18 protein-coding genes are annotated in these 24,446 nt (G+C 52.0%); 11 read left to right on the plus strand and 7 right to left on the minus strand.

Features of this window, described 5'->3' with window-relative positions:
- Positions 1-190 precede the first annotated feature (190 nt).
- From FF011L_RS21990 to FF011L_RS22000, 3 genes are all read left to right on the plus strand, one after another.
- Entirely contained in the window at positions 191-2,623 is a 2,433-nt protein-coding gene (locus FF011L_RS21990) for an arylsulfatase (RefSeq protein WP_218932805.1), read from the plus strand.
- A 266-nt stretch (positions 2,624-2,889) separates the two neighbouring features.
- Complete coding sequence (locus tag FF011L_RS21995; RefSeq protein WP_145354125.1) at positions 2,890-3,981, plus strand: methyltransferase; 1,092 nt, start codon at positions 2,890-2,892, stop codon at positions 3,979-3,981.
- A gap of 715 nt (positions 3,982-4,696) precedes the next feature.
- Complete coding sequence (locus tag FF011L_RS22000) at positions 4,697-5,872, plus strand: TlpA disulfide reductase family protein (protein WP_145354126.1); 1,176 nt, start codon at positions 4,697-4,699, stop codon at positions 5,870-5,872.
- Between the two features lie 822 nt (positions 5,873-6,694).
- Here the strand turns inward: FF011L_RS22000 and FF011L_RS22005 are convergent.
- From FF011L_RS22005 to FF011L_RS22020, 4 genes are all read right to left on the minus strand, one after another.
- On the minus strand, positions 6,695-7,342 hold the full coding sequence (locus FF011L_RS22005) for a low molecular weight phosphatase family protein (protein ID WP_145354127.1): 648 nt from the start codon (positions 7,340-7,342) through the stop codon (positions 6,695-6,697).
- Positions 7,339-9,156, minus strand: coding sequence for an arsenical pump-driving ATPase (arsA, locus tag FF011L_RS22010; RefSeq protein ID WP_145354128.1), 1,818 nt, complete (start codon positions 9,154-9,156; stop codon positions 7,339-7,341). Before arsA ends, FF011L_RS22005 begins: the two co-directional genes overlap by 4 nt.
- Before the next feature lie 174 nt (positions 9,157-9,330).
- Positions 9,331-10,575, minus strand: coding sequence for an arsenite efflux transporter metallochaperone ArsD (gene arsD / locus FF011L_RS22015; RefSeq protein WP_246109565.1), 1,245 nt, complete (start codon positions 10,573-10,575; stop codon positions 9,331-9,333).
- Positions 10,576-10,767: 192 nt separating this feature from the next.
- On the minus strand, positions 10,768-11,052 hold the full coding sequence (locus tag FF011L_RS22020) for an ArsR/SmtB family transcription factor (protein WP_145355777.1): 285 nt from the start codon (positions 11,050-11,052) through the stop codon (positions 10,768-10,770).
- Between the two features lie 175 nt (positions 11,053-11,227).
- On the opposite strand from FF011L_RS22020, the gene FF011L_RS22025 reads away from it, so the two are divergent.
- The 4 genes from FF011L_RS22025 (at position 11,228) to FF011L_RS22040 (ending at position 17,991) form a co-directional block, all read left to right on the plus strand.
- Positions 11,228-12,934 carry an arylsulfatase gene (locus FF011L_RS22025; RefSeq protein WP_145354129.1) on the plus strand — a complete coding sequence of 569 codons (1,707 nt, stop codon included), beginning with the start codon at positions 11,228-11,230 and terminating at the stop codon, positions 12,932-12,934.
- A 323-nt stretch (positions 12,935-13,257) separates the two neighbouring features.
- Positions 13,258-13,761: a hypothetical protein gene (locus tag FF011L_RS22030; RefSeq protein ID WP_145354130.1), complete on the plus strand. Its 504-nt coding sequence runs from the start codon at positions 13,258-13,260 to the stop codon at positions 13,759-13,761.
- A gap of 277 nt (positions 13,762-14,038) precedes the next feature.
- Positions 14,039-17,095, plus strand: a complete 3,057-nt coding sequence (locus tag FF011L_RS22035; RefSeq protein ID WP_145354131.1) for an RNA-directed DNA polymerase — start codon at positions 14,039-14,041, stop codon at positions 17,093-17,095.
- Positions 17,096-17,448: 353 nt separating this feature from the next.
- Positions 17,449-17,991 carry a hypothetical protein gene (locus FF011L_RS22040; protein WP_145354132.1) on the plus strand — a complete coding sequence of 181 codons (543 nt, stop codon included), beginning with the start codon at positions 17,449-17,451 and terminating at the stop codon, positions 17,989-17,991.
- Between the two features lie 139 nt (positions 17,992-18,130).
- Here the strand turns inward: FF011L_RS22040 and FF011L_RS22045 are convergent, their stop codons facing one another.
- The 3 genes from FF011L_RS22045 to FF011L_RS22055 form a co-directional block, all read right to left on the minus strand.
- A complete protein-coding gene (locus tag FF011L_RS22045) occupies positions 18,131-19,045 on the minus strand; it encodes a thermonuclease family protein (RefSeq protein WP_218932806.1) in 915 nt (304 codons plus the stop codon).
- A gap of 566 nt (positions 19,046-19,611) precedes the next feature.
- Positions 19,612-20,499 carry a hypothetical protein gene (locus tag FF011L_RS22050; RefSeq protein WP_145354134.1) on the minus strand — a complete coding sequence of 296 codons (888 nt, stop codon included), beginning with the start codon at positions 20,497-20,499 and terminating at the stop codon, positions 19,612-19,614.
- Between the two features lie 276 nt (positions 20,500-20,775).
- Positions 20,776-21,585 carry a TIR domain-containing protein gene (locus FF011L_RS22055; protein WP_218932807.1) on the minus strand — a complete coding sequence of 270 codons (810 nt, stop codon included), beginning with the start codon at positions 21,583-21,585 and terminating at the stop codon, positions 20,776-20,778.
- A 439-nt stretch (positions 21,586-22,024) separates the two neighbouring features.
- Here FF011L_RS22055 and FF011L_RS22060 point away from each other — a divergent pair, with 439 nt between their 5' ends.
- The 4 genes from FF011L_RS22060 (at position 22,025) to FF011L_RS22075 (ending at position 24,417) form a co-directional block, all read left to right on the plus strand.
- A complete protein-coding gene (locus FF011L_RS22060; RefSeq protein ID WP_145354136.1) occupies positions 22,025-22,228 on the plus strand; it encodes a hypothetical protein in 204 nt (67 codons plus the stop codon).
- 310 nt (positions 22,229-22,538) lie between these two features.
- On the plus strand, positions 22,539-23,474 hold the full coding sequence (locus FF011L_RS27290; protein WP_145355780.1) for a DUF1559 family PulG-like putative transporter: 936 nt from the start codon (positions 22,539-22,541) through the stop codon (positions 23,472-23,474).
- The gene (locus FF011L_RS22070) at positions 23,392-23,898 is read left to right on the plus strand and encodes a hypothetical protein (protein ID WP_218933251.1); all 507 of its coding nucleotides are present in this window, start codon (positions 23,392-23,394) and stop codon (positions 23,896-23,898) included. The genes FF011L_RS27290 and FF011L_RS22070 overlap by 83 nt, the downstream gene beginning before the upstream one ends.
- A 36-nt stretch (positions 23,899-23,934) precedes the next feature.
- Positions 23,935-24,417, plus strand: a complete 483-nt coding sequence (locus FF011L_RS22075; protein ID WP_145354138.1) for a hypothetical protein — start codon at positions 23,935-23,937, stop codon at positions 24,415-24,417.
- Positions 24,418-24,446 lie beyond the last annotated feature (29 nt).

A 24,446-nucleotide genomic window follows, 5' to 3' on the forward strand; every position in this document is an offset into this window, starting at 1 on the left:
CGCATAGACTGTCCTTACCTCTGTCCTAGACTGTCCTGAATTTTGGCGATTCGAGAACGTGCTGCTCGACTTGGGACCGTGCACTATGGAAAGTTCGCGTCTCAGCCACGATACAATTATCATTTCATGCGGGACGCGACTAGCTGAAATCGATTGCCTTAAAGCCCAAAAACACATTCGGAATTACACCATGGACAAGAAAGTTTTCAACAGGATACTCATCGCAACCCTTGGGGTAATCCTTGCGATTCCAGTTGGGGCTCAGGAGAACCTGCCGTTCCCGCCCAGTGCCTCCGGCAGCACCGCTGCCTACAGCATGCAGCAGTCCACATACAATCCGCTACCAGCCGAGAACCGCCTTCCCGACGATGCACCCAACATTCTCATCGTGCTGATCGATGACGTTGGTCCCGGTCAAACCGATGCGTTCGGCGGTGAAATCCACACCCCGACTCTAAACAAGATCAGCAAAGAAGGCGTCGCGTACAATCGCTTTCACACTACGGCGATGTGTTCGCCAACTCGCGCAGCACTGCTAACCGGACGCAACCATCACCGCGTCGGCAACGGTCAGATCACAGAACTGGCCAACGACTGGGACGGATACGTAGGTATCATCCCAAAGAGTAGCGCCACCGTAGCTGAGGTACTCAAGAATTACGGCTACAGAACCGCTGCCTGGGGCAAGTGGCATAATACCCCCGCTCAGCAGATCACCGCCGCGGGCCCCTTCGACTTCTGGCCTGCCGGCTACGGTTTCGAGTACTTTTACGGTTTCTTGGCTGGCGAAGCTTCACAGTACGAACCGCAACTGGTGCGTAACACGACTTACGTCGACCACCCCCATACTTCCGACGGACACGATTACTACCACCTGAGCGAAGACCTGGCCGATGATGCGATTCACTGGCTGAAAGATCACAAGGCGTTCGCCCCGGACAAGCCGTTCCTTATGTACTGGGCTAGCGGCGCCTCCCATGGCCCGCACCAGGTACCGAAAGAATGGGCGGACAAGTACAAGGGCAAGTTCGACGACGGCTGGGACGAGTACCGAAAACGCGTTTACGTACGTGCCAAGGAACTGGGCTGGATCCCGAAGAATGCGCAGTTGACTCCACGCCCACCAACCTTGGCATCGTGGGATTCGATCCCTGAAGACGAAAAGCCATTCCAGCGACGCCTGATGGAAGTCTACGCAGGATTCACGGAACACGCCGATGTGCAAGTCGGCCGGATCGTGGACGAGATCGACAATCTCGGCTACGGAGAAAACACCATGATTTTCTACATCTGGGGTGACAATGGCGCCTCGGCCGAAGGCCAGAACGGCACCATCAGTGAATTGCTCGCGCAGAACAGCATTCCAACCACCACCCAACAGCAGATCGAAGCGCTCGATTCGCTCGGTGGTCTAGATGTCCTCGGTTCCCCTAAGACAGACAACATGTATCACGCTGGTTGGGCCTGGGCCGGTGCGTCCCCCTATCAGGGCACCAAGTTGTTGGCTTCCTACTTTGGCGGCACACGTAATCCGATGGCCGTGCGTTGGCCTGCGAAAATCAAACCAACTGCCAAGCCACACTCCCAATTTCTGGACGTCAACGATGTGGTTCCGACCATCTACGACATCCTCGACATCACTCCGCCGCGCATGGTCAACGGCGTTCCGCAGGACAAAATCGACGGCATCAGTTTCAAAAGCACGCTCAACGACGCCAGTGCCAAGGAAGTGCAACCGACCCAGTATTTTGAAATAATGGGCAGCCGCGCGATTTATCACGACGGTTGGATCGCCTCTGCAATTGGTCCGCGTTTGCCCTGGGAGTCAGGTCTGCCCGCCGGGATCAAAGAATGGAATCCGGCCAACGACAAGTGGCAGCTTTATAACCTCAACGAAGACTGGACTCAGGCCAACGACCTAGCGGACAAAATGCCTGCGAAGCTAGAGGAGATGAAGAAACTATTCTTGATCGAGCTTACCGAGAACCAGGGCTTGCCTGTCGGTGGCGGGCTCTGGGTTCCCTTATTGCATCCAGAGTTGCGATTGGTGCCGCCATACACCTCGTGGAACTTCCCGGTCGCGATTACACGCATGCCAGAAGTGGCTGCGCCGTCTCTGGGCAATAAAGACAACGTGGTCACCGTGAACACCGACGTCCCCGCCAATGCCAATGGTGTGATCTATGCACTCGGCGGATTCTCCGGAGGGCTGACCCTGTACGTAAAAGAAAACGTCTTGAGCTACGAATACAATCTGTTTGAAATCCAACGTACTCACATCCGAGCCAAAGGCAAACTGGCTGCGGGCAAACACAAGATCGAGGTCAAGACGACTTATGTCGAGCCCAAACCAGCCGGCCCACTAAAGGTAGTCCTAAGCGTTGACGGCAAGGAAATTGCATCCGGCATCGTGCCGACGAGCGCACCCTTGTTGTTCACCGCTAACGACGCACTCGATTTCGGTATCGACCTGGGCTCGCCGGTAGGGCTTGAATACTACGACCTAGCCCCGTTCAAGTTCAATGGCACGATCAAGAATGCGAGCGTGAAATATCTTGGCACCCCTGCGCAGATCAAAAAGGAAAGAGGGGAAACAGACAATCAAATCCCCGCGGCAAACTGACCACGGCGTAGCCATAAGTCGAGCAGACTCTTTTAAAAACCGACAAGGCTGGCCGTGCAAGGCCAGCCGTGGAAAACGGGGCAATTCGAACTGGTCAACATACCAAACTAGACATTCAACAATATCTTCTTAAACGATATCTGCTTTTTCGAGAACCGCGATATAGGCCCGCACATAGACGGTCACTCGTTCTGACATAGACTGTCATTATTCTTGTTCCCGCGGACCTATTCTGTCTTTAATCTCTGGCTGACCGAGCGCCCCAATTGAACGACCTACGACTGAACAATCTTCCCCAAAGTGATCCGGCAAATGTACTGCGATTCCGTGATCGGCAATATGCTGCGGACTTGATTGGTGCGGCAATTATTGAATTCGATTTCTTTTCTTGGCTGCAGGACAACCCGCGAAGTTCGCTCTCCGTGATTTGCGAACACTTCGATTGGCACGCACGCCCCGCCGATGTGCTGCTGACGCTTTGCAGAGCGAGCGGATTCATCACGTCCGAAGAGATTTGCGACGGCAACTACCGAGCAGACGATTCGGGGCTTTCTTCACTTTCAATCGTCGGTCAAGAACACCTGACTAGCACCAGCCCTTGGTTCCTCGGACCGTACTATCAACCGATCGCAGATTCCAAAATCCTGAAAGATTTCGCCTCAATCCTTCGTACTGGAAAACCTGCAAACTGGCAGGCGAAGTCCGACGGTGCTGACTGGCATGAATCGATGAAGGACCCGCAATTCGCTCGTAGCTTTACTGGGCTAATGAACTGTCGCGGATTGGCACTCGGACAGCATCTGGCAAAGTCTCTTATACCGAAACTGAGCGAATCAAAACACTTGCTCGATGTAGCGGGTGGGTCGGGAATCTATTCCGCGACAATGGTCGCTCATAATCCACACCTCCGAGCGACCGTTTGGGAACAGGCACCCGTCGACGCAATCGTGCGTAGCGAGATTGAACGATACGGACTGAGCGAAAAAGTTTCCATCTTCAGTGGCGACATGTTTTCGAATGACTGGCAGACCAGCCTAAGCAACGCTCCCGCCATGGACGTCGTCTTAATGTCGAATGTCTTACATGACTGGGATTGGCCAGAAGCCCAATCCTTAATCAACAAAGCGTACGCCCTGCTACCGCCCAAAGGAACGCTAGTCATCCACGATGCCATCATCAATGCAGAAAAAGCAGGCCCTCTAGCAGTCGCTGAGTATTCCGCTTTGTTGATGAACATTACGCAAGGTAAATGCTATTCGGTCGGCGAGTACAATTCGATGTTAGCGAATGCCGGATTCCAACCCGCTGAATTCCAATCAACCATCGCGGACCGCGGTTTCATGACCGCGATCAAATAATTGGGAAAACCTTTTTCACAGCGGACAAATCAGCGGGAAATCCTCAAGCTCCGCAGCGACCGTTCACAGAACCTCAGCAAACGCCGATTGCAATCGGCGTTTGCTGGAGCGATTGAGTGATACCAGACGCGGAAAAAGATTGTCGCCTTTCGCGCCGCAAAAGGCGACGATTCAGGTTGCCACCAGCCCAGTTCATTGCCTCACCAATGGGCCTTTTCTCCAACGCCCAGCATAATCTTAGGCGATTAAACCTGCTGAAGCCCTCCACCGGTCCGGCGACGCCCTGCTCTTTTCCAGTTACCGGGCATGCACGCAAAAATCACAAACTTGAACCGGAACATGAATACGTGTTAAGCTAACCCTCAGCTTAGATGCCTGCTCTTCTCCTTCTATTCTTGTTCCTTTCTTCACCAGAGGTTTCAAACTGGACCGACGACGGTTTCACGGCAAATGGCATTTTCGCATTTGGACGCACCCAAACAGCTAACATGCCAGAATGACTCGAATTTAATTCGGGTCGAAAGGTTTCCACAGAACGGCGACTCACCCCCTGGCCTCGAGTACTAACCAGCGCAACGCGAAGCATCTGATTGATTCTGTACGTTAGAGAGACGTTTCAAAGCCTATCGGAAACGTCCCGCTCATTCGTTATTCGATCGGCACCTTCAAACCATCTGTTCTCTACCTAACCTCGACTTCAATTCGGAGATCGTCGATGTCAAAATTCTCTCGACCATTCCAACTATTGTCAGCCATATGCGTGGTTCCGCTGCTGACTCTGTCTAGTGCTGTCCTCGCCGCCGATGGACCGACAATGACCATCGGATCAAAGGCCCCCGCAATTGACATCGAGCATTGGGTCAGCGACGGCAAGGGCCAATTTCCCCACACCACCAAACTAGAATCCGGCAAAGTCTATATCGTCGAATTTTGGGCGACCTGGTGCGGTCCCTGCATCGCAGCGATGCCTCACCTAAGCGAGACGCAGCAGAAGTATGCCGATCAAGGCGTCCAACTAATTAGTGTCTCTCGTGAACCGCTAGAAACAGTCGAGACTTTTCTCGAGAAACCGGTCCGCAATGAAGAGGACAAAACCTACCGAGAATTAACCAGCACCTACTCTTTAACCTGTGACCCAGATCGCTCGACATTTGAAGATTATTTCCAAGCTGCTGGCCAGACAGGCATCCCCTGTGCATTCATTGTAGGAAAGTCGGGATTGATCGAGTGGATCGGACACCCAATGCGCATGGAAGAGCCTCTTGAGCAAGTCCTAGCAGACAAGTGGGACCGCGAAGCTTTTGGAGTCGAATTCGCGGCAGCACAAAAGAAGAAATGGTTGCAAGCGGAGCTCTCTCGCAATTTCCGGACGGCGCTCAATTTGGCAAATGCAGGCAAGAGCGATGAGGCAATCAAAATCTTTGATACCCTGATTGCGAACGAAGAATATGAAGCCCAGCACGGTCGCCTTAAACAAGCCCGCGCCGGAATCCTGATCACCACAGCCGGCGAAGATGCTGAGCCTCTAATGACTCAATACATTGCCGACCATGGTGACGATGCCAGCGCCTTAGCCGCGATTTCTCGGGATGTTCTCACAGCAAAGCTACAACGCAAAGAACTACCCGATTCAGTTTTCGCCCTCGCCGCCGAAGCTGCCAACAAAGCTGTGGAATCGAACCCCAATGAACTAGGGTTTCTATACCTGTTAGCCCAGTGGCAAAAAGCGAATGGTGAGACGGAGCAGGCTATTAAAACCACTGAAACGGCTATTGAATTGGCAACAAAGCAGAACAGTCGCTTGGCGGGAATGTTGACACAATTCCTTGCAACACTAAAGCCGAAACAAGAAACGCCTGCGAAGGAGAGTGAACCGGCCGAAGAGAAATAGCCCTCCGGTACCAACCAATGGAGAGCGTGTATGATTGCACGCTCTCTTCTATTTCCGCGAGTTTAACTTGCGACAACATTGAGTTAAGCGTTTCGAGCAAGTGCCGGGGGTAGTGGATTGGCTTCCCCGCGAGGCTTTTTGCTGTGCGGCCCGGACAACCCGGTAACGCTATTGCAACAAGACCGGACGCCTTGCGTCCAATGCCATCTACTTTCTTAGCGGCGCCGTGCCGCTAAGAGGTCACGCAAATCCTTGCGGTGGGGTGCGAGCCCTAAGGACCGTCGATAACTTGGCGTGCAAAAGGCCGGACGGCTTGCGCCGTGCCGCTAAGAGGTCACGCAAATCCTTGCGGTAGGGCGCGAGATCTACGGACCGTCGATAACCTGGCGTGCAAAAGGCCGGACGGCTTGCGCCGTGCCGCTAAGAAGTTCATGTAAATCCTCGCGGTGGGGTGCGAGCCCTACGGACCGTCGACAACCTGGCGTGCAAAAGGCCGGACGGCTTGCGCCGTGCCGCTAGGAGGTTCACGTAAATCCTCGCGGTAGGGCGCGAGATCTACGGACCGTCGATAACCTGGCGTGCAAAAGGCCGGACGGCTTGCGCCGTGCCGCTAAGAGGTTCATGCAAATCCTCGCGGTGGGGTGCGAGCCCTACGGACCGTCGACAACCTGGCGTGCTAAAGGCCGGACGGCTTGCGCCGTGCCGCTAAGAGGTCACGCAAATCCTCGCGGTGGGGTGCGAGCCCTACGGACCGTCGATAAACTGGCGTGCAAAAGGCCGGACGGCTTGCGCCGTGCCGCTAAGAGGTTCACGCAAACCGCCTTAGACCTGCTTCATTGCGAAAAACATCTCTCTGCAAATCTGCTCAGATCGCGCGTCATACACTTCGGCTTCCTGAGGTGTATCGTCGGCAACCTTGGGATCTTCGTAGCGAATCGGCAATCGCAGCTCGCACCCCGGCACCACCGGACAAGCTTGATCCGCACTCGAACAGGTCATGACCGCACAGTACCCCTCAGTGGGATTGGGCGGCGAATCATAAACCTTCGAAAAACAGCTGAGCGGTTCTACCTGATCGGAGTACCCGACGTGATAGTCAGGGTTTCCTGGATCTCTAGACCCCGCAGAATCCGTCGTAACGAGGAAACCACTGCGACGAAGTGAATCGACGACTCGCGTATTCATTGCGGTCGCTTCCGTTCCACCTGAAAAAGTCCGCACTACGTTTAGCCCCAAAGCATCCGCGGCGACCTTGGCCCAGATTTGCGTTAAATGGCTTCGTCTAGAATTATGAGTGCAAACAAACGTTAAGTCCGCCTCCTTCCCGGCGTTCAAGCAATCTCGCACATAACCAGCAAGTTGCTTCAATTCCCTTTTTCTTGAATCGGGTATCTGATCGAATTCCGATTCTCGCTTAGCAATGAACTCGGAAAGACTTGGGTACAGATCGATGGGCTTTCCAACGTTCATGAACAAACTCCTTTTAATGTTGTTAAAGTATTTCCATTGGAATTCGCAACCAGATTTCGAAGCCCTGTGACTCCAATCGGCGGTTCTGCCTGCCAAGGGACCACCACCGTTTGCTTCGCATGCTTCGTCAACACTTCTTCGATAAAGGGAAGCTCGTTGTGCTGCCGGCACAGCAGAACCGAATCGGTGACCTGCAAGGGAACTAGGGATTGATTGATCACCCATCCGTAAGGTTCGATCTCAGCGCGACGAAGATCCTTCTGCAATTGCTCGGCTTCATGAACCGGCGTTGATTCCGGCAGCGTGACAACCAACACGTGAGTAAAATTAGGGTCACGCAACCGCGGTAGCAACTTTTCCACAGACTCAGGCATTTGGCTGCTCTGACGCGTCACTTCACGGTGGTAGCTCAAAGCCGAATCGAGCAGTAGAACCGTGTGACCGGTCGGTGCGGTATCTAATACAACAAACCCATCTTCACCCTCGGCGACCGCATCTGCGAATGCCCGGAACACAGCGATCTCTTCGGTACAAGGCGAACGCAGATCTTCCTCCAGTAGTGCCCTACCCTGCGAATCCAGTTCCGCACCAGCCGACTTCATCACTTCATCGCGGTACTTCCGAACCTCCTGCTGCGGATCGATCCGACTGACCGACATCCCTTCCAGCGTGTCACTGGCGATCGCTGCCGCAATATGAGCCGCAGGATCGGTGGTCGAGAGATGCACCTTCAAACCTTTTTCAGCTAAAGAGACAGCCACCGCAGCGGCAATGGTTGTCTTGCCAACTCCACCTTTTCCCATTGTCAAAATAACACCATGCTTCTGATTGGCGATATCGTCAACAAGCTTCTGCAGTGGAGTTGCTTGAGAGAGAATGTTCTCCAGGTTCTCTCGTTCATTATTGGTTGCTTTTGCCTGAACTGCGATCGACTGACCGGTGCCAATCCACCGCAAGGCATCCACACCGACCAACCCCTGCGGGGCGAGTGCAACGGTACTTTGTGGCAACGTTGCTAGCCCTGTAGGCATATCGTTAATCGCTTGCTCGCAGCGTGACTGCATCGCGTCGGCAATCGGATCCGATGCTCCCTCTGCGGCAAAGACACCATTGACAATTAGGTGTTGCTGCCGGACTCCAAGTTCGCTCAGTTCCCGGCTAGTGCGTTCCGCTTCACGAAACGCCGCAAGGTCGGGGCGTGTTACAAGAACTAGCGTGGTTCTTTCCGCGTCGCCAAGCGACTGCACGGTCTGTTTGTAAATCGCCTGCTGAGCCTGTAGCCCCGCCAATGGCCCCAAGCAGGAAGTGCCCGACGTATTGTCATCCATGAAACCAGACCATGCGGACGGTAACGTTAGCAGACGTAACGTATGCCCGGTGGGCGCGGTATCGAAAACGATATGATCAAACTGCGAGGTCGCCGACGCATCACCAAGCAACTTTGCAAATTCATCAAAGGCTGCAATTTCCAAAGTGCAAGAACCCGAAAACTGCTCTTCCATGCTTTGAACGGCGGCCTCAGGAAGGACGCCGCGATAGGGTCCCACCATGCGTTCCCGATATTCACTGGCAGCTAATTCAGGATCGATATTCATCGCCCAAAGATTAGAAACGGACTCCACGCCCGTAGGATGATTTGTCAACTCGGTAGCAAGGACTTCATCCAGATTCGATGCTGGATCGGTCGAGACCAACAATACGCGGGATCCTCGGTCTGCCAAAGCGATCGCAGCGGCACAGGCCATTGAGGTTTTCCCGACTCCTCCCTTACCTGTAAAAAACAGATTGCGAGTGGGCTTGTTCAAAAACTTCATTGTGATCTCCGACTTTCGAATGTTTAAGTTCTCGATTTACCGAATGATGTGAGCGTCCTGACCAGTAGGCATTAACGCACCGTCTGCACAAGAAAGCGGCGAAGCAAACGCCGTCGATTCTCCTGAATCCCGGGACTGGGGACCAAGCCACCAAGTCCCGCTTTTAGCTCTCGCTTAACAGCAGCCTGAACCGCCACAACATCCGCCGTCAGCCATTGGCAACGCGGACTTGGTTTTCAGAGGAGTCCCTGTCCAGAGCGCAAGATTCTCGCGCGAAGGATATTCACTGCGGCTGACGATCACGCCATCGACGATCACGAGAGGCAAACAATCCACGCCTTGCTCGGCAAGCATTTGATTCACGATCGGTTGCTTCGCGAATTCGGCTGGGTTCTGTGCGAGGTTAAACCGTGAAACATCGTGCCCCTGCTCCTTCAGCCAGTCCAGATCGGCTGCGAATTTTGGCAACTCAGGATCGACCTGTGGTCCACAGACTCCCGTCGAACAGCACATCGCCCTGTCATAAATTTCCACGACGCGGCGAGCCGATTGCGATGGTTGCAAAGTGGCCGCCGCAGGTGCCCCCCCTGCCTTGGTCGCATGCACGCGAACACTCGCTGCAAATTGATTGGCATCAAAGGATTTCATCACGTTGGCTAATCCGTCGTGAAGCGAATTGTCAGACGAACACGAATCAGGCGATCCACAACAATCACCACCATCCGCCGCGTGAGCATAAGCATTCAGGTCCGCCCCGGTATCGGTCACCGTCACAGCATCAAATCCAGCTTCTTCCAATTGCTGCCGATAGGCGTCCATCAAGATGGCTCCCGAGATGCATCCGACATAGGCCTCGAAACTCTCTTTGATCGCTTCGGGAAGCGGTTGCTTAAGTCCGATGTCGCTGATCGCAACCCGCCCGCCCGGTTTTAACACTCGCATGATTTCGCGGAACACGGCCCCCTTGTCGGGCACCAAGTTGATGACGCAATTACTGATCACACAATCAACCGAGTTATCCTCTAGCGGCAACTGGTCGATTGTTGCCTGATGAAATTCAACATTCGTCAAGCCAAGTTGCGTCGCCCCCGCCTGCGCACGTGCCAGCATCTCTTCGGTCATATCGATCCCGATGACTTTCCCCTGGTCGCCTACTTTGCGAGCCGCCAGAAAGACATCCATTCCGCCTCCACAACCGAGATCGACAATCACCTCGCCTTCGCGAACCCCTGCAAGCGCCAATGGGTTCCCACAAGACACACCCATATTGGCCTGAGTCGGCAACGATTGAATATCTTCCTCGGAATACCCGAAGGCCTTGGCGATACTGCGAACCGCATTCGAATCATTCGAGAGTTGGCTGCGAGCTACCGAAGCGTACTGCTCACGAACATCATTTGTTTCAGGGGACTTAGACATCGAAATTCCTTCATTTTCTGTAAGTAAACATAAAACGACCAACTATCGGAACCGGTTTGACACTCTCCCGAACGCGGCCGACTGCAAGGTGTCGCACCCGCGACCGATGCCAACCATTCCCACCTCGGTTCCTTTCCACCACTCCACTAAAACGCCTATCGTCGATAAACGATTGCATGCTCTAAAAAAAGGTCAGAGCTCATTCACAAACGCCTTTAGCGATTCAAGGCATTCAGGATTAATACAGTAACAAACCTTGGGTCCGTCGACTTCACCTTGAATAAGCCCGGATTCCTTCAAAATCTTTAGGTGCTGTGAAACGGTCGACTGAGCCAACGGTAGTTGGTTGACGATTTCGCCACACATGCAGGCTTGCCGACCGATCAGAAAACGCACGATCTGAACACGAGCCGGATGTGCAATTGCCCAAGCGAGCTTGGCAAAGTCATCAGCCGTCGGATCCGCCTGAAGCTCCACCGGTGTCGCATCGCATTTTCTGCTGGTCTGTTTTTTCACCAAAAGACATTCTCCAAAACGTTCATCGTCGATATACGATTTAATCTATAGCTGTTTCTCTACGAAGTCAACAGAAATGCACCACCCTTCGTGTTAAAATGGCGAAACCTACAACTTCTCTAGGAACGGCAACAACATGAAGCCCTCACATTTCGCGCTCGCGATCCTAGTCACCTGCACGACCTTGTCGCTCGCTGCGGAGGACCGTCCCAATGTCGTTCTAATCATGAGCGACGACCAGGGGGGCGGCGACTACGGATTCATGGGCAACGACGTCATCCGAACGCCCGCATTGGATGCGATGCACGCTCGCAGCGGATACCTAAGCAAGTTTTACGTCAGCCCCGTCTGCGCCCCAACACGGGCCAGCCTGATGACAGGACGGTACAACTACCGCACTCGGTGCGTCGACACTTACGTCGGCCGCGCGATGATGGATCCCGAAGAAGTGACACTGGCGGAGTCGCTTCGCGATGCTGGATACAAAACGGGCATCTACGGGAAATGGCACATGGGTGACAACTACCCACTGCGAGCGATGGACCAAGGTTTTTCGGAAAGCCTCGTTCACCGCGGGGGCGGGATCGGACAACCTTCCGACCCGATTGGTGCCGAGGGAAAGTACACCGATCCGGTGCTGTTCAAAAATGGTGAGGAAGTGTCGCTAAAAGGGTACTGCACCGACATCTATTTTGATGCCGCAATGGAATTCATGACATCCAGCACGGAAACAGGCAAGCCGTTTTTTGCGTACATCGCGACGAACGCGCCTCACGGCCCTTTTGATGATGTGCCGCAGGAACTGTACGAAGAATATAAAAACACCGACCTCTCCTCCCTGCTGGCCAGGCCTCTTCCCGAAAAACGTCGCAAAGCGGAATTCGACAAACTAGCGCGCATCGCCGCGATGATCACCAACATCGACGAAAATGTCGCTCGCCTGTTTGCCAAACTTGACGAACTGGGCATTACCGATAATACGATTGTGATCTACCTAAACGATAATGGCCCTAACACCATGCGTTACGTCGGCAACATGCGAGGCATGAAGTCCCACGTAGACGACGGCGGGATACGATCGCCGCTGCTATTCCAGTGGCCAGCAAAGGTACAGGCCGACGCGACGTCGGACAAACTGTGTGCACACATCGACGTGATGCCAACCATCCTCGACGCCTGCAACGTCGAACCACCCCACGCAACCAAAATGGATGGACGCAGCTTCCTCCCGCTGCTGACTGGCGAAGACGTGAACTGGCCCACACGGCAGGTTGTTTTCCAGTCCCATCGAGGCAATGTGCCTCAGCTATTCAATCACTTTGCCCTCCATGAAGACCCTTGGAAATTGGTCAACCCAAGCGGTTTCGGGAATGAGCGAATCAATGGCGTCCCGAAGCTAGAACTTTACAACCTGTCGAATGACCCACGCCAGATGCATAACGTTGCAGCCGATCATCCAGAGACGACGAAACGACTTTCCCAAGCCTATGAAGCGTGGTTTGCAGATGTCAGTTCCACTCGCGAGGACAATTTTGCACCGCCCCGAATCATCGTGGGGACGAAGCACGAACCTCAGACAGTGCTCACCCGCCAAGATTGGCGACATGCTACCGGAAGACCATGGGCCAAAGACTCGAACGGGTTCTGGTTGCTGCAGGCTGCCGAAGCTGGCGACTATGACATTGAAATCATTCTCGATAGCGACAACCATCCCGCCGGCACGGCGATCGTTAGCGTCGGGGAATCACAGTCCGAACTGAAACTCACAGCCGGTCAACAGCGAGGACACCTTTTTGTGATTGACGCCAGCCCTGATATCGCACGGGGCTGGCGTTTTTTGTAGATGATTGGGTGGTGGCGGATCATTTGCGGGTCCAAGGCCGGAAAGGCGGGGAAAGACGGGATGCCAATGGTCGTGACGCCATCAATTGACTTCCCTTTGGGACAGGCTAGATTCGCTGGTTCTGTGAGCCTAGTTTCCGGGTGCTATTTGCCACTTTCTTCATTCAATCGCAACTTGCCTCTGTAGTTTTTGGTTACGTAAGTCACTTTGTCCTTTCGTGTTTTAGTGTCCGGTGGTGGAGGAACAACCTCTTTTTTAGTGATTTTCTCGTTGTCGTTTGACTGTGATTTCTCATTGTCTTTTTGCATTTCAGGGTAGGCGCCATGTTTGAAAAATCGGATTTAACATTTCAGCAGATGATGGTTTGGGAGAGATTGCACGATGGACTGAAAGCGATTGAAGACGCTAATGACAATTTGGAATCTCGGGCTGCGAAAATCATTGCCGGCTCCACCGGTGCCATCGGCGCTATCGCTGGTTTCAATCTCTTGCCGCAATCGATCGTCGATACAGGTCGTATTGAGAGCATCTTCCTTGCAGTTCTTTGCGCCTCAGTATTAGTGTTGTTTTGGTTTGCTGCAAAACTTTGGTCGCAACGATCCTTATGCGTTCCAATAAATGGCGACGTGGATGACCTTTACAATGACTTCATCGCCAAAACGCAAAACGAGGCATTTAACAATGCACTTATCGACACTGCAAAAGCGTTCGAGCACGCAAAATGGGTTAATGGAATCAAGGGCAGCGAGCTTCGGAGAATGTACATCGTACTGCAATCTCAGCTTGTAATAGTGGGGGTAGGGGTAGTCATCAAAGCTTTTTCATGACACGGAAATCACTGAATCTGTTAGAGTTGTGGTCGAAGCACTCTCGTCGCCTGGAGGGCTGTAGTGGCTGCGCAGAGAGGCAGTCGGCTATTTAGTGTCTGGTGTGTTGATTTAGGTGAAAACACGAACGAAAGCCGGGAGAAACAAGCAGGTTTATCGGGCCGACTAAGAATCCTAAGAGCAGTGGCGCGAAATACTAGATTAGATGGGTGAAGGGACTGAAAGACTTGAGCACGGAAGAGCAACATGTGAAATACAGCTTTGAGACAGTTTAAAAATGGCAAAACGCAGCGCAACTACCCGCATGAAGGGTCTGCCCAAAAAATTCTTCGATCGAAATGATTTGTTCGTAGCCTACCGAAAGGCCAAGCAGGACGTTTTTCAAGAAAAGACCCAGGCGAACCGACTTGCATTTTCCGAGTATGAAAAACACCTGAATGCAAACCTTGAGACGCTACATTCCCGCCTAACATCCCGAACGGTCAATTGGTTCAGAGACTTGAACTTCATTGGCGACGTTGGCTTCATCCCTAAGGATCTGCACCTAGCGTCCACAGCGTCCGAATCGGAATCCGAGCCCCATTTCAGTCAATCTGACCCTGACGAGAGTTGGAAACGGCAGATCCAGGCCATGGGCGGGGAGAATCCTACCGTCTCGTTCCGTCCGATGGCTGCCTTCACCGTAGACATGTATATCGTCTGCACGTTGTGGGTGAATCGAGTCGGTGCACACTTAGATGCCTGCCTTGACAATACAGCCAAGGGATCGCGACTACGACGTCATCAACGCTCCGAAGAAACGGGCACAATTGGTGGTCTTCACTTGGATGCCATTGGATCTTTTCCACCGTATTACTACGCCTACAAGGAATGGCGAGATGATGGGCTTAAAGCGATTCGCCTTGAGTTGGAAGAAGATCGGAAAGTTATCGCGATCACGATGGATCTCACCTCGTTCTATCATCGCATCGACGCAGGCTTTCTTTTGGACGATGCGTTTCTTGAAGCTGTCAGGTTTCAAGAACTCTCGGGACACGATCTCACGAACGAGGAGCGATTGTTCACGCGGCAATTGGTGCGAGCATTTGCCAATTGGGGAGAGGAATATGCAGATAGCTCTGATGCCCCATGTGTTGGCATTCCTGTTGGACCATCGGCACCGAGAGTCATTGCCAACGTTCTGCTCGCGGAATTCGATCAACTCGTTCAGCAGAAACTCGATCCGATTTATTACGCCCGGTATGTGGACGACATTTTTCTTGTCATACGCGACCATGGCCAGTTCAACGACGGAAAGGACGTCTTGTCGCATCTGTGCGAACGGATCGAACCTTTAGATTTCAACGATGATGGCCAAGAATTGCACCTTAAACTGAGGTACGCCAAGGATTCACAATTGGTGTTTCAGGCAAAGAAGCAACGCATTTTTGCATTGTCCGGCGAGATCGGACATGACCTACTGGACACAATCCAGAGCAAGATCGACGAGATTTCAAGCGAGTGGCGACTATTGCCTGACCTTGATGTATTGGAAACGTCACCGGCAGCTCGCGCTCTCGCGGCCGGGAAGCGGCCAAATGAAGACGTCAACACGCTGCGAAAAGCCGATGACCTGTCTTTGAACCGACTCAGCTTCGCGAATCTACTTCGGGATCATGACCAGCTACTGAATTACCTGCCTCCGTCGGAATGGAGGTCCAAGCGACACGAATTTTACAAGTTTGCAGAACGCAACGTCTTATCTCCTTCCCGTGTTTTCGGATTGGTTGGATACTTCCCTCGACTTTTCGGCTTGGCTGTTGCTTGTCGTGATTGGAAGCAAGCTGAGAGCCTGCTGAAGCGAACGGTGCGTTCGTTGACGACACTCAAAGAAACGACGACTTTATTGACCGAAACAAAGACCAGTGACACCTGGAAGAAATTTGCGTTGACACTCGGGCGAGTCGTTCATGAAACGCTCATTCAGTGTTATCCATTATCAGGAAAGAAGCCTTCGGATGCGAGATCCGTGAATCTACTGGCAGGGCAGATCTCAGAGCTTCTTGGGTTCGAGTCTGACTCGGAGAGGTTGCTAATCGAACAGAGTCGAGAATTGTTCTGGACCGATCTTGGGCGTGTTCCATTCAAAGACGGTATTCTTGGTTATATGCAAATCCCAAAGTGTCCTTTGCCGAGTTGGGAAGGCGGTATTCCAGACGAACAGCGTGAGCGTCATGCCGCAATCCGCGAATTCGTTAAGTCGGTTGGGCAAGACGTCAAGAAGACTCGACCGCTCTTGCTCCCCACTCGTCCACTATCAGTTGCTGAGATCACCGAACTCGATCAGAGTACTGTGTCGGATTTGACGAAGTTGAAGAAGTTCGTTCACGCTATTCGTGGAACATGGGTGCGTCCCGCCAACGATCACGAAGATGGCGACTGGAGTACAGCGACGCGGGTAACCATCGGGTTAGGCGAGCGAAAAAGGCAGCCAAGGATTGCTATCACAAGTTTAGCAGTAGGAGACTCAAGCTGGGCGATGGCAGCGGCTGGGAAACCAGACCTCAGCGCAAGTCGGTATAAGTGCCTCACGAAACTCGTCAATTCAATCATCAAATCGAAAACTCGACCAGATTACGTCCTGTTACCCGAGCTGTCTGTGCCTCGCAGATGGTTGCCGGGTATCGCGAGCAAGCTGTTGCGGCAACGAATATCGCTGATTGCCGGTGCAGAGTATCGTTACGATAAAAGCGTTGTGTTTAACGAAGCGGCAATCTACCTTGTGGACAATCGAGTAGGATACGCATCCGCCCACACGGTCATTTGGCAACAAAAGGGGCTACCCGCTCACCATGAACGTGAGGAGTTAAGATCAAAATTCGGCTTGAAGCTAGCTGAGCCACAAAGTTCACGGTGCCTGAAACGGGTATACAACCATTTCGGTTTCGAGTTTGGGACTCTCATTTGCAGCGAGCTTACCGATATAGAACACCGCCAAATATTCAGAGGACAAGTCGACGGACTTTTCGTATTAAGCTGGAACCAAGATCTTGAATCGTTCGGCTCTCTGATCGAATCCGCGTCTCTCGACGTGCACTGCTTCATGGCACTAGTCAATAACCGGAAATACGGTGATAGCCGGGTACGGGCACCATATAAAGACGCGTGGGAACGCGAACGGGCAAGAATAAAGGGAGGGATGGACGACTACTTTGTAATTGTTGAACTCGACATTGACGCGATCCGTGACTTTCACAGCCATCAGCTTCCGCCACTTGGTGACCGAGCAAAATTTAAACCGACGCCGGAAGGTTTCAAAATCTCAAAGTCTCGCAAGCGAATTCCAGGAACATGATAGTCAGTCTGCGTACTGCAGTATCAGGACGAAGGACGACAAGATCGCTAGCAGTTGCCTCGAAGGCTCATGATTTGCACCAACTCCACCAACAAGTTGCCCAATTCAGGGCCGATCACAGATCAGAAAGCCGTTTCTCAGCCCCGTGCTGTTGATTCGTGCAGCAGTTGTAATTGGTTTTCCAGTTCGGACAATGCCAGGATGGGACCCGATCTGGAAAGTCGGAATATCGTCTCAAGCCAGTGAGAAAAAGTCACCCCCAGCAGAATTATTAACACCGCCAAGCCTGACTAAACACACTAAAGACTTCTTGTCACCCGGTACGCCCGGTAAGGAGAATGGGTTTGCCAAAGATGAATCTCGACGAACAATTTATCGACGTACGCATTCACTATTTCCCGCAGTGGGATAAACGCGGTGATTGGACAATTGCGTACGGAACCACTGAACAGTTGCGGAGCAATACTGGCTACTGCGATACTGACGCGAATGTGATCTACCTGGATGGAAGGGCGTTCCCAACCATGTCCGCCGACGGACAGCGCGCCTTCATCATTCACGAGATTTGCCATGATGTTGGAGCTGCCTTTCACAATCGACGCTGGGCAATACGAATGGAACACGCTGCCCGGACCGCTGATCGACTCGGCGAGTCAGATGTCGCAGAAATCCTGCGTAGTGACATTTATTCGTACTTTGGAAACGGTCTATCGTTGGCGTACAACGCGGAGGGAATCTCCACATACTTGGATGATCTGCTCGCTCACAATCCGGACATTTCATTTGATGGACTCCGCAAACGTCTTTCCAAGTTCTTCGGCTACAGAATCTCAAAGATCAATCGCGATTTTGGACCTGAAATCCAATCTTTCGCGGACAATTCTGGCATAGAATAAGGCAGAACCATCGGGTGCTTCTGAGTCGCCATCTTAGCCTTTTCAAACGGCACTGTCGGATTAGTGTGCACCTATATTGACACCCCATTGAATCAACAATCTTTGCCGATTCTCTTTGTTGGCATGAGCAAACAACTACCTACCTTGGCGGACTACATTTCGAGCAAGGGCTGTAAGCTGACTTGGCTCGGCTCAAGGGAATTTGATGCTTCGATTTAGCCAGGTATCTGCACCCTGATGAGTGGTACTTGGTCCCTGAGTCCGTTACGTATACCTGGATGTCGGTCGTCCGGATCGATTCGGCCTCAACAGGGATTGCTGTCTCTATTCGAGTCCCGTTCCGGTAATCCCATGGGGCCACTCGGCGAGCATCCTGCCAGAGCCCAGCCACTTCCCCCCGTGCGACCTGCTGGGCTTTTGCTAGGCGGATATCGCTGCTGTAGTCGACATAATGCCAAGCCAGGCCAGCGAGAATGATCTCATGGTTCAGCCAGCGATCCCCTTCATCAATGACATAGACGTTGCCGAGCAGTCGCCCGTAACGATCCTTCTCCTTAACCTCAACCCGCAGATTTTTCCCGGACACCTCATGTGTAAGCCACAACTTGGCTTCAGGACCGAAGCGCTGGTCGCTTTCAGGAGCGTCAATGCCAACAAGACGAATCGTTCTCTGATCATCTTCTATGGAATGTAATTTGATCGTATCCCCATCCATGATCCTGCTTGCCTTGCCAATCACAACCTCCGCTTCCTGGTCGTAGCGTGGCGTGGTGGCGTACGCAAAATAGATTTGATCGTCTTCGCTCAGCGACTCAATTGGCAAAGCGACCTTATTGCCACCATCAGCACGCTCCAGCTGGACATGTGTCTCGTTGAAGTTGACCAATGTCGCAACCACCGAATGAGTACCTGATTTGTCAGTCCAGGTCCTCTTGCTCTGCTTGGGCAATGCCAACTGAATTTCAGCGGGTTCCTCCGGATCCTCTGCCTCAACTTCAATATGCGAGGGACTCGGTGCTTCTGGAATTAGAGATCCGGAAGATTCTGTCGCCATCGAAGACGTGTCAGTGGTGGCAACGCTCTGGCTAGCAGTGGGATCCAGGGCGCTGCTGTTAACCGCATCCGTGCCGATCCTAGAGTCGGCAACCGTCTGTTGGGAACGACTAGTTGACGAGTCAGACGCCATCCAGGATACCAAGCCGCCGAATCCGCAGCAGCCAAGTACCAAGAACGATAGTGTGGCAAAGATGGCGAAGAAGCACCCCAGAAGAGCATCTCCTCCGCTAGGTGACGAGTTTCCGCCGCTTGATACCGAGCTTTGCGATCTTCGCTTGGCACCTCCACCGAGTAACTTGTTGCTGAAGGTGCCGAAAGGAGTACGCACAGAATGCGACACGCCGCGATGTGTTACGGTGAGCCTTCCGACAGGCAGTTTTTTGCTACGTCTAAAGCCGAATTTGTATCCCATGCGAACAGTTTACTGTTCCCGCTCACTTGGGGGGAGTCGCCAATCTGGATTTCGCTAGAACCCAACTCAGCTGTCTCGGTCCCTATTTCTTCAAAAAAATCGACAGCCAAGCAGCGAACGCCTGACTGTCGATAAGAATCGTCCCGGAACGTTTACGCGGGAACGTATGCGGGTTCCAATCGATCCACATCAAACACGGTGAACGGATTGCTGTAGGCGTGCTTAAACCACTCCGCTTCGTTGTCGTCATCGGCCCCGGCCATCGCCGCTTCCATTTCAGCGGTATCGCACTCCCATTCACTGACATAAGCATCGGAGTGAATGCAGATTCCCTCTGCCTCTTTGTTGTCCAGGCATCCATTCAGGTTGATGCATAGCGGAATTCCGATCACGTTGTCGCTCTCGGGCCAGTAGCACGGGATGCTTTCAACGATCCCAATGACCTGGACAACCTTTCGAGTAGCTGGATCAACCCGAACCGCAAGCTGGGCAACCACTTCAACCGCAATGTCAGCATTCGGAACGTGATTCAGCATGCGGGGCTGGCGGTCTTCTAATCGCTCGGCAATGTCGTCCATCACCACTCGGGCGTTGTCAAAGCAAGCCAAAGCGTGCTCGGCCAGAACCAACCAGTGATCTGCGCCGGGGATCTCCTTAATATCAGCAATCAACTTTTCCAGGTCTTCTGCGACCGGGGTGATCCAAGAATCCTTTTCCTTCTCTTGCTCCAGGTAGTTCGCGATGACGATGCATCGATCCAGGATGGAAGTGTGTTTACCGTTCCAGCGTCGCGGCGGTGGCGACGGCAATACCGCACGTAGCGATTCGATGGCGGCTTCTAGAAAGAACTCGCGGAAAGTGTGGTTCAACATCATAGCGAAAGCTCCAAACAACAAAGGCCGGACACAGATGTTAAGAACGCGGCTACTAGACCGCGCCGACAGCTTTCGCTCTTCATGGATGCCTGAAACCTTTCGGATCGTCTTGGTTTCGGTGTATCCGTCATCGTCGGGGATGTAAGCAAGTAGTGAATCGTTCATTAAAAGGAGCCAATGGTCGAGGAATGAAAAAACTGCCAGCCGGTTGATCGAATGACAGTAACCATCGCAATTTGCTCCATGTCAACTCGCTGGCTAGTCTACCAGTTGATGTAAAGGGTAAATCGCTCCCGAGGTGACCACACGAATGTTTGAGCTTCCCTGTAAAGGATGGCTGAGAAGGCAGGTATCGAGCCCTGAGAGAAGCCTTTCATGAACGTGCGATCGCCCTGTAAACGGAATTGCAAAAGTCTTGCTGGACATATCGCGATCGGCACGTCAAGTATCGTAAACACGAGCTCGCTGTTCGATGAAGTAAGCGATGTTGTCCGCCTTTTGATTGTCTGCTTCTATCCAGCCGTCAGTAGCGAACACCCCTGATACGTCACCGTCACCGGTCTTAATGAACATCACCCGATCATTTTCACGATTTGCAATTATCTCCCGAATTGCACGAAACTCAATTCCACTGCACCATCGTTTGCGTTCGTAGTTGCCAGACAGGAAAACTACGTTCAGTCGTGCATTTGTATAAACCGTTTGTAACAACGTATCGAGAGAGGGGCGAGCCAAAAACGCTTGGTAATGAAAGTCGTAGAAAACAGAATTCAAGCCCAATCGTTGTTCGAGACGTGACGCAATGTCTTGAACCAAATTACGGTCTTCGCCGGGGAACGACAGCGCGACCTGAAAACGATGTGATCCCAAATCGACATATGGCCGCTGTGGAAATGCAGACGGTGGTGTTTGCACTCCGGCTTTAGAAAGCACATCGGTTAAATCGACATTCTTGATCGCCCAGTGGGTTCGGTGATACTCGAATCCGTCGATGTCCAATTCAAAAGAGAGGTTTGTGAATTGCTCGTAAGTCAATTCTGTACCTGTCGGATCGAAAATCGCGCGGATACGATTTCCACGCCTCGCAATGTCGGTAAGCCTAACGAGCCGAACGTTTTCATCAGAGACGTCTTGCTCATGCGCTATCAGTGCAGGAAAAGCGAGAAGTTCGTCGATACGAGTTTCGCCAAAGTGAAAAAAGTAGTCGCGAAGGTTGTTGTCGGTGTATTCCAAACAGCGTTCAACTGGCATTTCAAAGCGGCTTGCAGTGAAAGCTTCCGGGTCAGCAGAAACTATGAGGTGAAGTGGCATTCGTGTCTAAGCTATGGTGGTGTAACGAATTGCGATCTATCTGCTGGTCAGGCGTAAAAAAACTCAACATAACCAGTTGAGCTGACCGCCTGACTTGCAGATAGATCGTGCGTTGAACTTTGTCGCCGCACTGGGCTTGATTGGGATGTGAACCAGGATGACTGGTTCGTCAGAAAGAGTCTAGCAGATAGGACTGGCGACAGGTTGATAAGCTTCTAGGCCGGGGAGGTGCAGTTGCAGCAATGGGGCCGCCTCCTGCGCGTTTTCCTTTGCACCTTCTACTTCCGTTTCCAGGTACCAGTCGTAAAATCCGGAACCATGCCTCTCTGTCCAGAATTGACGGTGAGACTCCCGCTGACCATCCGCGTATGGAGATGGCGTGAGCTCTGCTCCGAAGAAGAAGGTCGGATTCTTCGTCTGGGCATCCTTTGAGCAAATTGTTCATCAATTTGAAGTCGTTGGATTGCGAGATTCTCCAGTTCACCTTAGAAGGACCGCTGATCCGACCTTGAAGCATCTTGAGTTGATCGCTCCTAAAGGTTTATGTGTGGAAATCGATATCGTAGCTGCGACAGGCGTCTAGGCCCAATGGGCAGGCCGTCGCAATCACTGCCCCGATTGCGGCAGCCGTTTTTTATAGACTTCGTTCGGTCGCTAAAAAACTTCATTTTTTTGTTGACTTCCTTTTTTTTTGCCGATACGTTAAAAAAATCACCAATCGAGTCCGTCAGACGAAATAGTTGATTTCGTCCGAACACAAAACTCATTTGTGATTCAGATACTTGAGGGCAGTTAGGTACGCTGTTGCGGCGCATTAGAATTGTATTTTCAAAAAATTTGAGAATGTAATTTATTTTGTTTTCCGCGATTCTTTGGTAATAGGGCACTTCCAAATGAAACACTCTTCAGGACTTACGCTGGTAGAATTGCTAGTTGTAATCGCGATTGTTTCGATACTCTTAGGCCTGTCAGTATCCAGCATCCAATATGCTCGTGAAGCGGCGAGGAATCAAACCTGTCAGTCGCAACTAAGACAGATCGGATTGGCAGTTTCTGCATATGAATCGCAGTTCCGCTTTATGCCTGCGGCTTTGGCTCCCACTGGGAGCATTCATGTCACACTTCTTCCATACTTAGAGCAAAATGAACTCTATCGTGACATTACCCTAAGTGGTTCTTCAAATTACGATCCAGTTTTGATTGGCAATAAAGCAATTTCGTTGCCAATACTGTTGTGCCCAACGGATAGTGCTCCTTACCCTGAGGCTGGATCGGGGACTCAGTGTGGTACAAACTACGCGGCATGCATCGGTATATGGGCAGCCCACAACGGATTCGACGGAGCATTTCGTCCCCTTGAGAAGCCGTGGAGTACGTGGAGCTACGGAGCGGGCTCTCTTTCATTATCAGAGTTTACTGACGGGACGGCGCACACAGCAAGTTTCACTGAACTACTCCGGAGTGATGGCTCAACACATCGCCTGCGAGTGACGTGGGAGGGCCCCATTAGCGAAACACTCGCGGAATTTTCCGCCGGGTGTATTTCTGTGACACAAAACAATGTGGTTTCCAGCACGATGTCGCGCGGAACCCCTTGGACTGACGGAAACGTGGGACAAACCTTGTACAACCACGCTATCCCTCCCAACAACCCAACATGTAATCACGGTGATTACATTTTAGAGGCTGCATCTACCGCAGCCAGTCAACACCCCTCTGGAGTTAATGTCTTATATGTAGATGGTCATGTTGCCTTCACCGCAGATAGTGTCGATCGCGACGTGTGGCAATCTGTGGGAAGCCGTAGTTCAACCCTGTCGACCGAATGATTTTTTGTCTTTTCAAAATGGATACGAAACTATGCGCGTGTTTAAGTCTTTCTTTCAGAGCTGCTTCGTGATTGTAGCTGCTTTTGGATTTGCATTGTCTCCTTGTAGCATCAGCCGCGGCGGGGACTGGGATGTGTACAATCCAGAGACCGATGACAGTTATTGGAACTATTCAGATATATCAGCAGAGGGACAGGGACCGCCAGGAGCCAGTTTTAGGGTCGCGTTGTATCAGGGGGCGGTAAAAATCGGCGAACACAACGACGACACAGAAATGTGGGAGGGAGGGTGGGACCACAATTTTGAATCCCCGCCACCAGGATGGCCAAGCGGAAATAAAACGCTGAAGCTCTACTCTAGAGGCGCAAATCAGCAATACACCATAGAAGTTGCTGTTCCTTTTAAAATCCTTGTTTCGCAGTAGCACCAATCGATCCTTGCAGAATTAAAAATTTATTGCATGAATAAGAAATACGCTACACTTCCCAACAGCAAAGCGGACCACCAAAGTGGTCCGCTAGTGTTCCTGATATTTGTGATGGCGATTCTTGGATGCTCACAAGAGCAGGAGACACCGAAAGCAGATTCAGTATCAATTCTGAAAATACCAACGGTGGAACCCGAAGAGAGCTTCAGATCTATATTGGCAACCAGAGATGAGCGTCAGTTCATCGCCGGTGAAACGCTGAGAATCGAAACAGAACGAAAGTTTAGTGTTGATTCCCCACCTGAGAGAATCGTCCTCCAAATGCGAATGAATACACAAGGAAAGTCTGTTACCTTCGCCAGCGGACGCTTCAATAATACGGGTAAAGGCATTTATACCTGCACAATAGAGATTCCCAAAAATGCTGGTGAGTATGATGTGTTAATGAAATCCAAAGGCAGCTTTATTGGGCGTGGCAGGATCACGGTCTTAGCCGAGGCGAAAGACCTACTCTAGCAATCTCACCTAGCTCTTTATGTTCGCGG

Origin of the sequence: Roseimaritima multifibrata (assembly GCF_007741495.1) — a bacterium.
Taxonomy (GTDB): Bacteria; Planctomycetota; Planctomycetia; order Pirellulales; family Pirellulaceae; genus Roseimaritima; species Roseimaritima multifibrata.